The organism is Fibrobacter sp. UWR3 (assembly GCF_900143055.1).
Classification (GTDB): Bacteria; Fibrobacterota; Fibrobacteria; order Fibrobacterales; family Fibrobacteraceae; genus Fibrobacter.
Genome location: NZ_FRCW01000009.1, coordinates 55,841 through 70,593 on the forward strand (window position 1 = coordinate 55,841; position 14,753 = coordinate 70,593).

The following is a 14,753-nucleotide window of genomic DNA, read 5'->3' on the forward strand; positions in this document are numbered from 1 at the left end:
ATCGGTGGGATAGCCTTTGCACGAGATTCTATTTTCAAATTCACCCATTACAATTATCTTTTCGGCAACGGCTCTCCTGCTGACGTTCGCCTTCCCCACCATATTGGGGCAAAAGACCGGACTCAAGCGCTTCCCGAAGGCAATTTACCAGCTGATGCTCATCTGCATCTTCTGGAACGCTTCAAGCCTTGTGGGCGGCATATTCTTCGGCGGCACGGAATTTTCCCTCGCCGCAAAGATTCTGTTTGGCGTGCAGGCAATCGCATGGGTGCAGGCGGGCAACGCCATCTACCATATCTGCGCAGATTCCCTCATGTTTCGGCGTTCCAATTTCTGGAGGCTCTTGAACGCGCTGGGGGCAGCAAACGTCATTGCAGTAACAACCATTTTCTGCCTCAACGAATCGTTCTTCACGCAATTCACGATTCTCGGGATCAGGCCATTCCAGGAATTCCCGTACTTCAAGGTCTATTCCATCCTATTCTTTATCTTCGTTGTACCGAACCTAATCCTTACCATATTCAAGCTGACACGGAACACCCTGCAAACCAGCAGCAAGGATGTTGCACAAATCAACTTGTACGCAACAGCCAGCTTCACGTTCTTCGTGCTGTTCTCGTTTATACTGGACTATGTGCTTCCCGTTTCGTGCAGTTTCAACATCAACGACAATCCTCCCGTATTCTTGCAGTTTAACCAGTATTCGTGCATATTCCTCGCCATCCTTTGCGGGCAGTACTTCACGTCCATTTCGTTCAAGAACAAGAGTTCGAACTGGCTCATGAAAAGCCTTATGAACCAGCTGAGCGACTGCGTATTCACCTTCCAGCCCGACGGGAGAATAAACAGCAGCAATTCCGCCGCGCAGCTCCTGTTCCGCATGACAGAATCCGAAATGAAGATGCACCGCATCCAGGACCTGATTCCAAACATCCTCCTCGAAAACGAAATCTTCCGCGAGAACGAAAAAATCCAGATTAACGACGAAGTCCATACCTTCAACGTGTCCCTATACAAGTACCGTACCACGCTTTCGACGTTCATGTGGTTCCTGCTATTGAGCGACCAGACAAAATCGCTTTTCTACCAGCAACGCATCAAGACGCTGAACAGCCAGTTCACGGAATACAAGAAGGACCTCATCCGCTACCAGGACCGTCTCGACAATTCCGAAAAGAAATTCAAGGAGCAGAACAACTTCAGTTCTACCCTTATCAACGCACTCCCGTTCCAGTTCTGGTCCAAGAACGAGCAGGGCGTTTACATGACGCAGAACATTATGGACATCAGGTCCCGCGGGAACCTCATCCAGACCACCGACTCGCCAAGCAAGATTTCTTACCGCGAAATGCAGGCACGGAACAACGGGCTTTCGAACATACATACCAGCTACGAGAACGAGCACCACGAAGAAATCACCGAGGAAGAAGCGAACATACTTATCCGCGACAACAAGCCGGTATTCATTTACAACGTGCAGTTCATCCCGATTATCGCGGGGCAAAAGCCGTACAAGATTATCGGGCTAAAGCAGGACATGACCGAGCAGAAGCGGCTTGAACGCGAGCGCGACATGTTGAGCGAGCAGAAGCGAATCCATTCGAGGCTCGAAGACCTGGGAACCATGCTCGGCGGCTTTGCGCACGACTACAAGAACAGTATCGGCGCCCAGATCGGATTCTGCGAACTCGCGCAGGAACTCCTCACGAACACCCCAATGGAAGGAGTCCCCGACAAGGCAAAGAACAGCGTCGTGAAGGCAGGTGAACTCATTGCCGAAGCGAACAAGGCGGCAAACAAGGCGAAGGATTCCGTGAACCAGGTGCTAAGCGCCATCCGCAACGAGACATCCATCGCCCCGAAGCCCGTACAGTTCTCGCCGTTCCTCATCATCGAGGACGTCATCAAGAAACTTTCTCTCACGCTCCCCGCAAACGTCCACATATCGGCAGACAACCTGGACCACGAACTGCAAATCGTCTGCCTGCCCGCGGCACTCGACCGCATTTTGAGCAACCTCGCGAACAACGCCATCTTCGCCATGAAGGAGACCGGCGGCACCCTCACGTTCGCGCTCGAACGCGAAGAGGTCAAGCGCAAGATTACACACCCCTTCTCGGACCCCATCGAAAAGGGAATTTATGCGAAATTCACGATTGCCGATACGGGCTCGGGCATGGATTCCAACACGCTGGAACGCATCTTTTCGCCGTTCTTCACCACAAAATCGCCCGGCGAAGGGCTCGGGCTCGGGCTTTCTTCGGCGCTTAGGTTGTTAAAAGACGGCAATGGGCGATTCACAGTGACCACCACCCTCGGCAAGGGTACTAAATTTAATCTATATTGGAATCTAGCAAACGAAAAAACGGAGGATGCGTAATGTCCACCATCTTGATTATCGACGATGACGAGCAGTTCAACCTGATGATGAAAACCGCTCTCGAGGTTAAAGGGTACGAAGTAGAAACCGCAAGCAACGGTAAGGAAGCGAAGGCCCTGTACCAGAACAAGAAGTACGATGTCATCGTGACCGACATCATTATGCCCGACGTGGACGGCTACGAGGTCATTCTGGACCTACGCCGCATGGGCATGAGTGACCGCACCATCGCCGTGAGTGCCGGCAGACGTACTGCTGCAGACGACTACCTGCTCACCGCCAAGCATTTCGACGTGGCATGCACGTTCAACAAGCCCATCGACATCCAGCAGTTCCGCGACAAGGTCGAAGAAATCATCAAAAGCCACCAGTAATCCATGCCGATGAACATCCTGATTGCTGATTCCGACAAGGAGTTTATCAGCGACATTCGACGTTCCTGGAACCTGGACGACACGGAGATTATCCTCTGTGACGACAAGGACAATTTGATGCCACTGGTAAAGAACGACCCGATAGACCTCGCGTTTATCGAGGTTCCGCTCCTTACCTTCGACAATATGGACTTGGTCAGTTTTCTCAAGGAGAAAAATCCCGGCATAGAGATTTTTGTCCTGTGCGACAACAAGAACTGGCCCGGCGCCACGAGCGCCATCAACCGCGGTGCAAACAGCTTCCTCATGAAGCCGACCACCGTGAACCAGCTGGAAGAGACGGCAAAGAAAATCCAGACCCTCCAGCAGAACAAGTCCACGCACCAGCTCATGGAATCGCAGGTGCTGGACAGCCTCCTGGGCGATACGCCCGAGATGCGGAAGATTCTCAAGACGGTCTACAAGATTGCCCCCACCACGAGTACCGTGCTCATTACCGGCGAATCCGGTTCGGGCAAGGAATTCCTCGCAAACGTGATCCACCGCTACAGCAAGCGGGCGGGCGAACCGTTTATCGCGGTCAACTGCGGGGCTATTCCCGAAAACCTGGTCGAAAGCGAACTCTTCGGCGCAAAGAAAGGGTCGTACACCGGGTCCACCGCCGACAAGAAGGGCCTGTTCGAGGCCGCAAACGGCGGCACGCTGTTCCTTGACGAAGTTGGCGAACTTTCTGCCGCAACGCAGGTAAAGCTCTTGCGCTTTTTGCAGAATCACGAGATACGCCGCGTGGGCGAGACCGAGGCGCGCTACCTCGATATCCGCATCATTGCGGCTACCAACCGCGACCTGCAGGCATCGATGCTCGAAGGTTCGTTCCGCGAAGACCTCTTTTACCGACTGAACACGTTTCACCTCACGCTCCCGCCGCTGCGCGAACGTAAGCCGGTAATACCCACGCTTATCCGTTACTTCATCCTCAAGTACAAGGAAGCGCACGGCAAGAACATTACCGATATAGAACAGGCAGCCCAGTACGCGCTGACCAAGTACCACTATCCGGGCAACATTCGTGAACTCGAGAACATCGTGGAACACGCGATTGTACTTTCGGAAGGCGGAATTATCCGGCTCGAAGACCTGCCCGAAAACGTGCAGGAAGAGGCCCGCGAAAAGATGCCCGCCATCCCGCACATCAAGGACGGGAACGGGAAAACGCTCGCGCTCCCCGCAGGCGAAAGCGCGCCCGCAATCCATATCCAGGGTGGCGATACGCAGGGCAGCCACGACACAGATGCAGGCGAAGAAATCCTCTCGCTCGAAGAGGTGGAACGCAGGCACATACTGCATGCACTGAGCGTGTGCAAGAACAACAAAACCGAAGTCTGCCGCAAGCTCGGCATTAGCCGCGCCACACTCTGGAGAAAACTCAAGGAACTGCAGATCCAGATGGACGGCGAAGAAGACTAGGACGCACCTCACGGATATTTTACCATGATGCGAATAAACAAGTTTATTTCCCTGTGCGGTATAGCAAGCAGGCGCGCAGCCGACACGCTCGTGCAGGAAGGCCGCGTGCAGGTGAACGGCTCTACTGTCAAGGACCTGGGCCACCAGGTAGACGAGAATACGGACGAGGTTCTCGTGGACGGGAAGAAGGCGACGCTCCCGAAGAAGACGAAGGTCATCATGTTCCACAAACCCGCGGGTTGCGTGTGCACGAAAGATGACCCGCAGGGGCGACGCACCGTATATGACTACCTGCCGCCGGGGTATGCCTCCTTCAAGTACGTGGGAAGGCTTGACCTGCAGAGCCGCGGGCTATTGCTGTTTACCGATGACGGGGAACTGCTGCACCGGCTGACGCACCCGAGTTTTGAAATCCCCCGCAGTTACTATGTGTGGACAACGCGCCCGCTGAGCGATGCCGCCGCGCAGAAACTCGTAGACGGCGTAGACATCCGTGACCCCGAAGACCCGAACGCACAAGAAGAAATCGCGTTTGCGACCGACGTGTATCTTGAAAACGGGTTTGCGGAACTCGTGCTTATCGAGGGCAAGAACCGCGAAATCCGCCGCATGATGCGCGCCATCGGGTATGAGATTCGCGACCTCAAGCGCGTAAGCTACTGCAAGCTCCAGCTGGGCGACTTGCCCGCAGGCGAGTTCCGCGAGCTCACCGCCGACGAGATGAACAAGCTCAGGCAAGCAGTACACATTTAGACGAAAGATAGATGCTTGCATTTATCCATCATCAATTATAAACCATGTCCAGGACTCTTTACATAGGTGACGTTCACGGTTGCGCAGATGAACTCGAGCGCATCATCGATGCTTTCGGGTTCGTGCGCGGGAGCGACACGCTCTACCAGACGGGCGACATCATCAACAAGGGTCCCGATATGTGGCGCGCCCTGCAGACCGTTCTCGACCTCGGGATTCTTACCGTGCGCGGAAACCACGAAGAGCACCTCATCCGCATGATGGAAACGCCGGAGAACACCTGGACCGACAAGCAGAGGAAACGCTTCAAGGCGCTCCCGCTGGAGCAGTGGAACTTTATCCGCGATACGGTGAAAGACTGGCCCCTCTGGCGCGACACCCCGCACGCACTCCTAGTACACGCGGGCCTCGAACCCGGCAAGGCACGCCTTGAGGACATGAGCCCCGAGGTGTTGCTTTCTATACGCAACTGGAATGACCGCCCGTGGTTCGAGCAGGTCAAGTGGAACAAGACGGTCGTGTTCGGGCACTGGGCCAAGATGGGCTTCGTGAACGTTCCCGGATTCATCGGGCTCGATTCGGGCTGCGTGTACGGCAAGTGCCTTACCGCCTGGTGCCCCGAAGAAGACAAGTTCTACACCGTGCCCGCCGCCCGCGAGTACACTCCGGTAAAGGACAAGGCGAAGGAATCCGAAGGCGCCCCCTGCAAGGTGCTGGGCGACAACACCCCCGAATCCGTACCGCCAAAAACATTCGACGAAATCAAAGCGCGCATTGAAAGCGGGGACATCGCACCCGCCAAAGATTCGCCCGAAGATGCGGCCATACGCAAGGCGAGCCCCTCCATAAGCGCGGAATGGGCCGGATACTAAGCAAGCGCAAAATCCCCAGTTTTTCCGCTAGTCGAAGCACAACGCTTTTTTGTATATTTGTACAGCAATTGGGGTATTTGGGTAAAGGAAAACATGAAGCGTTTTATTATTATACTTTCACTGTTGTTTGCAACCGTATCTTTTGCCGAAGATGCTTGGCCGCGTACATTCTTCGGCAGCGTAGGCATGGGCCTTTACGCAAGCAAGGGCGACCTTAACGAAAGAGTCCTTTCCCTGAAAGATACTTCCGGCCAGAAGCAGACCATCCATTCCCCTGCACTCAATATCTTCGCGAGCCCGGATTTCACTATCGGCGTGAACGTGCGCGAATTCACCATCGACCTGAACTTTCAAATCTGGGAATCCGAGCAAATCATAAACGGGTTCCCCGACGAATCCGTAAGGGGCAACAGCCTGTACTGGCGCATAAGCATGGAATTTGTATACAACCTGTTCTGGCCTGAATTTTTCCAGGTAGGGCTCGGCGGGTCACTTTCCTACACGACGCTCACCACCGACAACACGGCCTATTCCGGCGACGAGGTGAGCGAATCCGAATTCATGGGCTCGTCATTCGGTTTTATCGCCAATATCAAGTACTACGTGCACGACAACATTGCCATTGTTCCCTATGCCAAGATTTACGAGAACTGGTTCAGGAACGTGTACACCGAGGCCAGCGGGCTTTGCGACCTCGATTCGTACATGTGGCAGACGTTCTTCTTTGTGGGCGTAAATCTCCAGTTCCAGTTCTAGCCCCCGAACGCACCTGGCCCCATTTTCTATATTTGGCGGCGTATGAAAACGCTTGCCAAGTACACTATCGCAATTTTAATGGGAGCATCCACCTTCGCACCTGCCATGGACGAAGACGGATGGGCATCCATCTACGAATCCATCGCCGCATTCGAAGACCGCCCCGGCGGAGACGCCCGCATCTTCAACCGCCCCGGCTACGTAAAGCCCATCATCGAGAACCTGGGCAACGTACTCAACAGCAACTGGTACGTGAGTGCAAATGTGCCGCAGAGCCTCAACTTTGAATTCGGCCTTCCCATTTCGCTTATCCCGATAGGCGATGACGACCGCACATTCAGCGAGACAAGCCTCATCTACGGCGAGCGCGACGTGCCCACAATTTTCGGCGACAAGTGGGACGCGACTGCGGACCCTGCGAACCTGAACAATTTTGTCTACGGCAACGAGACCCTGAACGGGCTCGGCGTATTCACCTACCCCTACCTGCAAATCGGCGTGAGCGCATTCCACGCGCGCGTGGTGCTTCGCGGAATGTGGCTCCCGGCAGTAAGCGAACTGCGCGGTTTCAGCCTGCTCGGCTTTGGCCTGCAATACAGTTTTGGCAGGTGGTTCCAATACATGCTCCCGCCGGCGGCACAGGGCCTCGACGTGAGCCTTGTTTTCGGTTATAACTCGAGCAGCATTGGCTACAGGCCCAAGGATTACAATGGACAACTCGACCTCGACGTGAGCGCAACGACATTCGACCTGGTTATCGGATACAAGCCGTTCAACTTCTTCGAAGTCATGATGACGCTCGGCTACCAGTCCGCAACGATGGAATCTTCGGGACACCTGGAATTCAAGGAAAACCCCACCGGCATGTTCATCAACCCGAATATTTCTGTTGACGGGAATTGCGGATTTAAGTTCGGCATCGCTATAGCACTCCAGCTCGGCAAGAGCTATCACCCGGTTGTCGGGTTCGATTATGCGGGCAAGTCGAGCTTCACGACGAACATCCTCTACCTGCGCCAGCAATTCGGCGAAGACAAGACGCCGGATGAAATCGCGAAGGAGAAGGGCTACGTGCGCGGCGCCAAGAAAGAAGACAAGGCAAACGAAACTGCAGAAAAGAACGCCGCTACGGAAGAAGCAAGTAGCGAAGCCCAGCAGGAACTGAGCCAGGAGACAGAACAGCCCGCAGAACCTGAACCGAGTGAACCCGCAGAATAGTTTTTAACTAAAAAAGAAGGCATAACATGATTACATTCCTTATCGGTGTCGCCATACTGATTGGCGGATACTTTACCTACGGAAAGTTTGTCGAACATGTCTTCGGCCCTGACGACCGCAAGACTCCGGCACTCGCTAACCCCGACGGCGTTGACCGCGTCCCGATGAAGCACTGGAAGAACATGCTCATCCAGCTTCTGAACATCGCGGGTATCGGCCCCGTCATCGGCGTGATTCTCGGCATCAAGTTCGGCGCCATCGTATTCATCATCCTCCCGCTGGGTAACGTATTGGGCGGTGCGGTGCACGACTACTTCAGCGGCATGATAAGCATGCGCAACAACGGCTACAACGTGCCGGCACTTTCGCGCAAGTTCCTGGGCAAGGGCCCCTCGAAGGTGGTGATGGCGCTCATTTCCATCGCGCTCATCCTCGTGGGTGCTGTGTTCACTAACACGCCGGCGCAACTCATCAACACGCCCATCATCGCGGGCTCCGCAGTCTCCCCCACGCTCTTCTGGGTAGCGGTCGGCGTGATTTTCGCCTACTACTTCGCAAGCACATTCTTCCCCATCGACAAGATTATCGGCCGCATCTACCCGATTTTCGGCGGCATGCTCATTCTCGCCTCCCTCGGAATCATGATCGGCATCGCGCCGCACCTCAATGTGCTTAGCGAATTCAACCTCTCCGACATCGCCTCGAACTTCACACAGCATCCGGCACACCAGCCCATTATCCCGATGCTCTTCGTGACGATTGCCTGCGGCATCATCAGCGGTTTCCATAGCACGCAGAGCCCGCTCGTGGCCCGCACCGAAGTGACCGAGAAGACTGGCCGCCAGACGTTCTACGGCATGATGATTATCGAAGGCCTCATCGGCATGATCTGGGCCGCGGGCGGCATGTTCATCTACCACATGCAACCCGAACTCATGGCGGCTGGCGGCGTGAAGGTATTGAGCGTACTCGTCTCTACCGTCATCCCGTTCGCCCCGATTTCCATTCTCGTGGTGGTGGGCGTCATCATCCTCGCGATTACGAGCGGCGACACGAGCCTGCGTAGCCTGCGCCTCACGATTTCGGAACTCTTCGGCATCGACCAGACCGACCCGAAGAAGCGCCTGCTCCTCACCGTGCCGATGTTCGCCATCTGCCTCGTGATTATCTTCTGGAGCAACCTGAACCCGCAGGGTTTCAACATCCTGTGGAACTACTTCAGCTGGAGCAACCAGCTCATGGCCGTGTGCAGCCTGTGCGTAGCAACAGTTTACCTCCGCAGCAAGAAGAAGAACTACGTGATTGCGCTTATCCCGTGCATGTTCATGGCATTCATCTGCTTCGATTACATCCTGTGGGTAAGCCCCGAAAACCTGAAGGGCGCCCCGCTCGGATTCGGGCTTGACTACAAGACGGCCCTCGTGCTCGCTATCGAGAATGCGGCCGTGCTCGGTGCGCTCCTGTGCCTGCGCGGCAAGAAACTCGCCTCCCGCAAGGAATTCAATCCCGATAAGTGGGACAAATCCATCGACGAGAAGAACGACTACGAACCGGATTAAGGAGCGCTAGCCTCTGCAGCTCGAAGGAACCATCAAGAGCGTTACGTTCCACAGCGCCGATAGCGGGTTTTCCGTTTTCCGCGTGACCGTGGAAGGCGAAAAAGCCCCCGTCGTGGTGACGGGGACTTTTCCCGATTTGGGGAGCGGCGAAAAGCTCCTGATGGAAGGGGAATGGGGGCGCCACCCCAAGTACGGCAGACAGTTCAAGTGCACCTCGTACAAGGTCGCGGCCCCGCAGGACAGCGATATCGGCGCATACCTCGCTTCGGGTATATTCCGCGGCATCGGCCCCAAGACGGCAGAAGCAATCGTGAAGGTGTTCGGCGACGATACCGCGGACATCCTCGACAACCATCCGGACATTTTCCGCAAGGCAAAAATCAAGGGGCTTACGGGCAAGAAGGTCGAAGCCTTCCTCGCCGCATGGCAAACAAACCGCCACAGCAGGGAAACGATGCTGTTCCTGTACGGGCACGGCATCGCGGGCAGTGTCGCGAAACGCCTGTGGAACCAGTTCGGCGCCGAAACGATTTCCCGCATTACCGAGAACCCGTACCTGCTCTGCGAAGAAATCTGGGGCATCGGGTTCCTGAAGGCCGATGAAATCGCGATGAAGGTCGGCATCCCGAAGGAAAGCCCCAAGCGCCTGCAGTCCGCCCTCATGTACGTGCTGCAGGAATCGAGTTTCAGCGAAGGGCACGTGTACCTCCCCAAGGATATCCTTCTCGAAAAGACCTTCCGGATTCTGCGCATCCCGATGGAAGACGACGACGCCGTCTACGGGCTCATACAGCAGTTCGATTACCTGTGCGAACGCGAACGCATCAAGCGCGTCGACGATGACTGCTTCTACCCGCCGATATTCCGCGCCGAGCAGAGCATTGCAGACAACATCCTGTACCGGCTTGCGGGCAACGCGCTCCCCACCGCGGGCTTCGAGCGGGCACTCATGGACTGGGAAAACCAGCACAAGTTCGCATTCGACCCCATCCAGCGGCAAGCTATCCAGATGGCGCTCGCCTACCGCATATCGATTATCACCGGCGGGCCCGGCACCGGCAAGACGACTATCCTGAAAGGCATTTTGCACCTCGCGCAGAAGATGGACGAGAGCGTGTTCCTCGCCGCCCCCACGGGCCGCGCCGCCAAGCGCATGGGCGACCTCTGCGGATTAAAGGCCCGCACCATCCACCGCATGCTCGAGATGGACCCCGCCACAAAGAAATTCAACCGCAACGCCGAAAACAAGCTGCCCTGCGATTTGCTCATCGTCGACGAGTTCAGCATGGTCGATACCTGGCTTGCGGCGGCGCTGTTCGAGGCGATTCACGCGAAGACCCGCATCGTGCTCGTGGGCGACGCGGACCAGCTCCCGAGCGTCGGCCCGGGCAACGTGCTGAACGACCTCATCCGTTGCCCGAAAATCCCGACGACGCGCCTGCAGCACATATTCCGGCAGGCGGGCGGGAACGACATCGCCGACAAGGCAGCGAAGATAAACCAGGGCATTGTGCCCTCGCCCATCGACGGCCCGAACTTCCACTTTATCCCGTTCGAGGAACCCGAGCAGGCCAAGCAGATTATCGCGGACCTTCTCGCTACGGGCGTGCGGAGCAAAATCGATATCGACCAGAAGGCCGACCTGCAAATCCTTACCCCCATGCGCAAGGGCCCGCTCGGCATCTTCGAGCTGAACGCCTTCCTGCAAGAATTGCAGAACCCCGGAGTCGCCCGCCACAGGATTATGGGAGTCCCCTGGAGCGACGGCGACAAGGTGATGCAGATAAAGAACAATTACGACAAGAACGTGTTCAACGGCGACGTGGGCGTAATCTTCAAGGTACACAAGAGCGACGACAAGGTGACGGTGTTCTATGACGACAAGACCGTCGAGTACGAGGGCGACGAACTGGAACAGCTCGCGCTCGCCTACGCCTGCACCATCCACAAGAGCCAGGGAAGCGAGTACCCGGCGGTCATCGTGATTCTCGATTCGAGCCACTACATGATGCTCCAGCGGAACCTGATATACACGGCGATCACCCGAGCGAAGGGGCACGTGTGGGTACTTTCTGCACCTGGCGCGTTCGCGACCGCCGTCCGCAACAACAGGAGCGTGCGCCGATTTACCCGCTTGACTGAGCGGCTCGGGTAGCGAAATCACAAAAAGCGCCCTTTTTCGAGCATTTTTCGCCTTTTTAAAGTAAAAAAAACATTTTCTCCTTTGCTTTTTCGTTCATTTTTGTTTATTTTCATAGAAAACAAACAGAGGTAACTCATGAACTTCAAAAAGATTCTTCTTGGCTCGGCTATCGCCGCAGCTTCTTTCGGTTTGTATGCTTGCGGTGACGACTCCAGCAGTCCCGATACTCCGGTCAATCCCGACAATCCGGGTGCCGAGATCATCGACCTTCCCAAGCAGTCTGAACTTTCCCCGGTGATTTTTGACAACCTGAAAATCACGGTTATGTCGGGCATCAACTCCCTGCGCGGTTCCCTCTCCGGCATGATCAAGCTCGACGACACGTTCCTCGACACGAGCGAGCCCTACACTGCCGATGTCGACGTCAAAATCGATAGCGTCGGTTTTGCCGTGGGTAGGCTCATCGATGGCAACGCGTTCCAGGAAAAAATCAACATCCACCTCGATGGCGTGGTGTTCCCGACCGAACGTGTTTCCCTGTCGCAGAAGTACTTTGAATTCTCCGACCTGAGCGGCTGTGGCGAATTCAAGCTCTACATCTTTGTGTACTCGAGCAGCAAGGAAGAAGGCATCCAGACCTCGCTCTACACGAGCGTCTATGACCAGCTCACCTTCACTCGCCCCGAACAGGAATGCCAGGCAGCCCTGCCGCCTTCTTCCTCTTCTGAGGTCCCGCCTGCACCGTGCACTCCGGTTACCGCACACCCGGTATCCCTCTCCAACAGCATGGGCACGAGCCAGAGCGCCATTAACTTCGAAACCGGCCTCGCCGACAATCCGCACATCACGATCAAGTTCGCGAACAACATGGCCACTATCGTTCCGGGCGCAGGCGTGACCGTTTACGAAGACAACTCGCAGACCACCGGTCTTGACGCCGAACCCAAGGCTGGCCAGACCCAGATTTGCCGCGAAGACTTCGTGAAGTCGAACTTCCAGCTCGAAGACGAACTCACCAGCGGTCTCTGGATTGACGTTGTCACGGCTGACGGCAAGATGTACCCCGTAATGATTAAGAAGGCTATGTTCGAAAGCGCCACGAAGGGCACGGTCGACATCGTCTACTACAACTAGTCTCGAATAAAGACCTTTACAGGAGCCCTCCCCTCACGGGAGGGCTTTTTTTTCTATTTTTACCCGCGTAATTTAAAAATGGAGTAAATCATGCTCAAGAAACTTTCCAATTTTCCCGGCATCAAGGGACCGGTCGTAACCATCGTGATGGATGGTTTTGGTATCACCGATAGGGTCGAAGGCAACGCCATCAAGGCTGCCCGCACCCCGACTCTCGACAACCTCTTCAAAATGTACCCGAACGTGCTTTTGAAGGCTCACGGCCGCGCCGTGGGTATGCCGACCAACGAAGACATGGGTAACTCCGAAGTGGGCCATAATGCCATCGGTGCTGGCCAGGTGTACAACCAGGGTGCCGCCCTCGTGCAGGACGCCATCGTCTCCGGCGACATCTTCGGCCGCGACGCCTGGAAGGAAATCGCCTCCAACGTGCGTGACCACGGTTCCGTGCTCCACTTCATCGGCCTCTTCAGCGACGGCAACGTCCACTCCAACATTTCTCACCTCAAGGCCATGGTCGCCCAGGCCAAGAAGGAAGGCCTGAAGAAGGTCCGCGTGCACATCTTGCTCGACGGTCGTGACGTTCCCGAAACTTCCGCCCTCGATTACGTTGGCCCGTTCGAAAAGTTCCTCGACGAACTCCGCAGCCCGGAATTCGACGTCTGCATTGCTAGCGGCGGTGGCCGTATGCAGATTACCATGGACCGTTACAACGCCAACTGGAAGATGGTGGAACTCGGCTGGAAGACCCACGTGCTGGGCGAAGGCCGCTACTTCGACAACGCCACCCAGGCTATTGAAACCCTCCGTGGCGAAACCAAGGCTATTGACCAGGACCTGCCTCCGTTCGTGATTGCAAAGGACGGCGCTCCGGTCGGCACCATCAACGATGGCGACTCCGTGGTGTTCTTCAACTTCCGTGGCGACCGCGCCATCGAAATCACGCGCGCCTTCGAAGAAGAATCCTTCAATGAATTTGACCGCAAGCGTTTCCCGCACGTCTGCTACGCCGGCATGCTCCAGTACGACGGCGACCTCAAGCTCCCGAACCGCTTCCTCGTGCCGCCTCCGGCCATCAAGGAAACCAGCGGCGAATGGCTTTCCGAAACGGGCGTGAAGCAGTTTGCCTGCTCCGAAACGCAGAAATACGGCCACGTGACCTACTTCTGGAATGGTAACCGTTCCAGCAAGTTCGACGGCGAAACCTACCTCGAAATCGAATCTGACGTTGTTCCGTTCGAACAGCGCCCGTGGATGAAGGCTGCCGAAATTACCGACGCCATGATTGAAGCCTTGAAGAGCGGCAAGTACCAGACGCTCCGCTGCAACTTCCCGAACGGCGACATGGTGGGCCACACCGGTAGCTTCCGCGCCGCTACGATGGCTATCGAAGCCGTGGATATCGGTCTTGCACGCCTCCTCCCGGTGATCGACGCCCTCGGTGGTGTCGCTATCATCACGGCTGACCACGGTAACGCCGACGAAATGTACGAAATCGACAAGAAGACCGGCATGCCGAAGGTCAACAAGGACGGCACCTTCAAGGCAAAGACCAGCCACACCCTGAACAAGGTTCCTTGCATCCTTTACGATAACGTAACGGGCGGCAAGCTTTCCCTCAAGGAAGGCGACTGGGGTCTTTCCAACATCGCTGCAACGACCGCGAACCTCCTCGGCCTCGAAAAGCACGAAGCGTGGGATGACAGTATGTTAATCATCAAATAATTGATGATCAACATAAAACAAAATTAAAAATGGACCCCGTAAGGGGTCCATTTTTGCCACGCTTCCAAATCCTTGTTAAGAGCTGCGGCAGCCATAGGCTGGCGCATCTCTAATAACAACGATTTCGTTCGACGAACGGAGGGCATAAAGCCCTCCTCCCGCACCATAGGTGCGGAGTCTCACGAGAAGCGTGGGACGACTCGATGCTCATCATCAAGTAAATATTCGTCATCCTGAGCCCTTCGACAAGCTCAGGGTAAACTCCGTGCCAACGGCACGAAGTCGATATACAAGACTTGGGGCTTTAGCCCCATAGTCGCGTTAGGTTCGAAGGAGCAGGATCCAGACCAGAACTAGATTCTCGCCTCCGCG

Annotated in this window: 11 protein-coding genes; all 11 read left to right on the plus strand. The window is 55.7% G+C overall.

Features of this window, described 5'->3' with window-relative positions; all coding sequences use genetic code 11:
- Positions 1 to 16: 16 nt before the first annotated feature.
- The 11 genes from BUA44_RS11815 to gpmI all read left to right on the plus strand — a co-directional run bounded on the left by BUA44_RS11815 (position 17) and on the right by gpmI (position 14,381).
- Positions 17 to 2,380, plus strand: a complete 2,364-nt coding sequence (locus BUA44_RS11815) for a PAS domain-containing sensor histidine kinase (RefSeq protein WP_072812285.1) — start codon at positions 17 to 19, stop codon at positions 2,378 to 2,380.
- Positions 2,380 to 2,754 carry a response regulator transcription factor gene (locus BUA44_RS11820; RefSeq protein WP_072812287.1) on the plus strand — a complete coding sequence of 125 codons (375 nt, stop codon included), beginning with the start codon at positions 2,380 to 2,382 and terminating at the stop codon, positions 2,752 to 2,754. The genes BUA44_RS11815 and BUA44_RS11820 overlap by 1 nt, the downstream gene beginning before the upstream one ends.
- A 3-nt stretch (positions 2,755 to 2,757) precedes the next feature.
- The gene (locus tag BUA44_RS11825; RefSeq protein WP_254794738.1) at positions 2,758 to 4,221 is read left to right on the plus strand and encodes a sigma-54-dependent transcriptional regulator; all 1,464 of its coding nucleotides are present in this window, start codon (positions 2,758 to 2,760) and stop codon (positions 4,219 to 4,221) included.
- A gap of 24 nt (positions 4,222 to 4,245) precedes the next feature.
- Complete coding sequence (locus tag BUA44_RS11830; protein ID WP_255370552.1) at positions 4,246 to 4,974, plus strand: pseudouridine synthase; 729 nt, start codon at positions 4,246 to 4,248, stop codon at positions 4,972 to 4,974.
- 44 nt (positions 4,975 to 5,018) lie between these two features.
- A complete protein-coding gene (locus tag BUA44_RS11835; RefSeq protein ID WP_072812289.1) occupies positions 5,019 to 5,846 on the plus strand; it encodes a metallophosphoesterase in 828 nt (275 codons plus the stop codon).
- A gap of 93 nt (positions 5,847 to 5,939) precedes the next feature.
- On the plus strand, positions 5,940 to 6,602 hold the full coding sequence (locus BUA44_RS11840; protein WP_143151979.1) for an outer membrane beta-barrel protein: 663 nt from the start codon (positions 5,940 to 5,942) through the stop codon (positions 6,600 to 6,602).
- Positions 6,603 to 6,644: 42 nt separating this feature from the next.
- The gene (locus BUA44_RS11845; protein WP_143151980.1) at positions 6,645 to 7,820 is read left to right on the plus strand and encodes a DUF6588 family protein; all 1,176 of its coding nucleotides are present in this window, start codon (positions 6,645 to 6,647) and stop codon (positions 7,818 to 7,820) included.
- 26 nt (positions 7,821 to 7,846) lie between these two features.
- The gene (locus BUA44_RS11850; RefSeq protein WP_072812295.1) at positions 7,847 to 9,379 is read left to right on the plus strand and encodes a carbon starvation CstA family protein; all 1,533 of its coding nucleotides are present in this window, start codon (positions 7,847 to 7,849) and stop codon (positions 9,377 to 9,379) included.
- Positions 9,380 to 9,410: 31 nt separating this feature from the next.
- Complete coding sequence (locus BUA44_RS11855) at positions 9,411 to 11,534, plus strand: SF1B family DNA helicase RecD2 (protein ID WP_255370556.1); 2,124 nt, start codon at positions 9,411 to 9,413, stop codon at positions 11,532 to 11,534.
- A gap of 123 nt (positions 11,535 to 11,657) precedes the next feature.
- A complete protein-coding gene (locus tag BUA44_RS11860; protein ID WP_072812299.1) occupies positions 11,658 to 12,656 on the plus strand; it encodes a hypothetical protein in 999 nt (332 codons plus the stop codon).
- Positions 12,657 to 12,746: 90 nt separating this feature from the next.
- Positions 12,747 to 14,381, plus strand: a complete 1,635-nt coding sequence (gene gpmI, locus BUA44_RS11865; RefSeq protein ID WP_072812302.1) for a 2,3-bisphosphoglycerate-independent phosphoglycerate mutase — start codon at positions 12,747 to 12,749, stop codon at positions 14,379 to 14,381.
- The last annotated feature ends 372 nt before the right edge of the window (positions 14,382 to 14,753 follow it).

Excerpts from the sequence above, each read along its gene's own strand:
- BUA44_RS11820 (WP_072812287.1), top strand. The coding sequence starts at position 2,380 with ATGTCCACCATCTTGATTATCGACGATGACGAGCAGTTCAACCTGATG.
- BUA44_RS11825 (WP_254794738.1), top strand. The coding sequence starts at position 2,758 with ATGCCGATGAACATCCTGATTGCTGATTCCGACAAGGAGTTTATCAGC.
- BUA44_RS11830 (WP_255370552.1), top strand. The coding sequence starts at position 4,246 with ATGATGCGAATAAACAAGTTTATTTCCCTGTGCGGTATAGCAAGCAGG.
- BUA44_RS11835 (WP_072812289.1), top strand. The coding sequence starts at position 5,019 with ATGTCCAGGACTCTTTACATAGGTGACGTTCACGGTTGCGCAGATGAA.
- BUA44_RS11840 (WP_143151979.1), top strand. The coding sequence starts at position 5,940 with ATGAAGCGTTTTATTATTATACTTTCACTGTTGTTTGCAACCGTATCT.
- BUA44_RS11845 (WP_143151980.1), top strand. The coding sequence starts at position 6,645 with ATGAAAACGCTTGCCAAGTACACTATCGCAATTTTAATGGGAGCATCC.
- BUA44_RS11850 (WP_072812295.1), top strand. The coding sequence starts at position 7,847 with ATGATTACATTCCTTATCGGTGTCGCCATACTGATTGGCGGATACTTT.
- BUA44_RS11860 (WP_072812299.1), top strand. The coding sequence starts at position 11,658 with ATGAACTTCAAAAAGATTCTTCTTGGCTCGGCTATCGCCGCAGCTTCT.
- gpmI (WP_072812302.1), top strand. The coding sequence starts at position 12,747 with ATGCTCAAGAAACTTTCCAATTTTCCCGGCATCAAGGGACCGGTCGTA.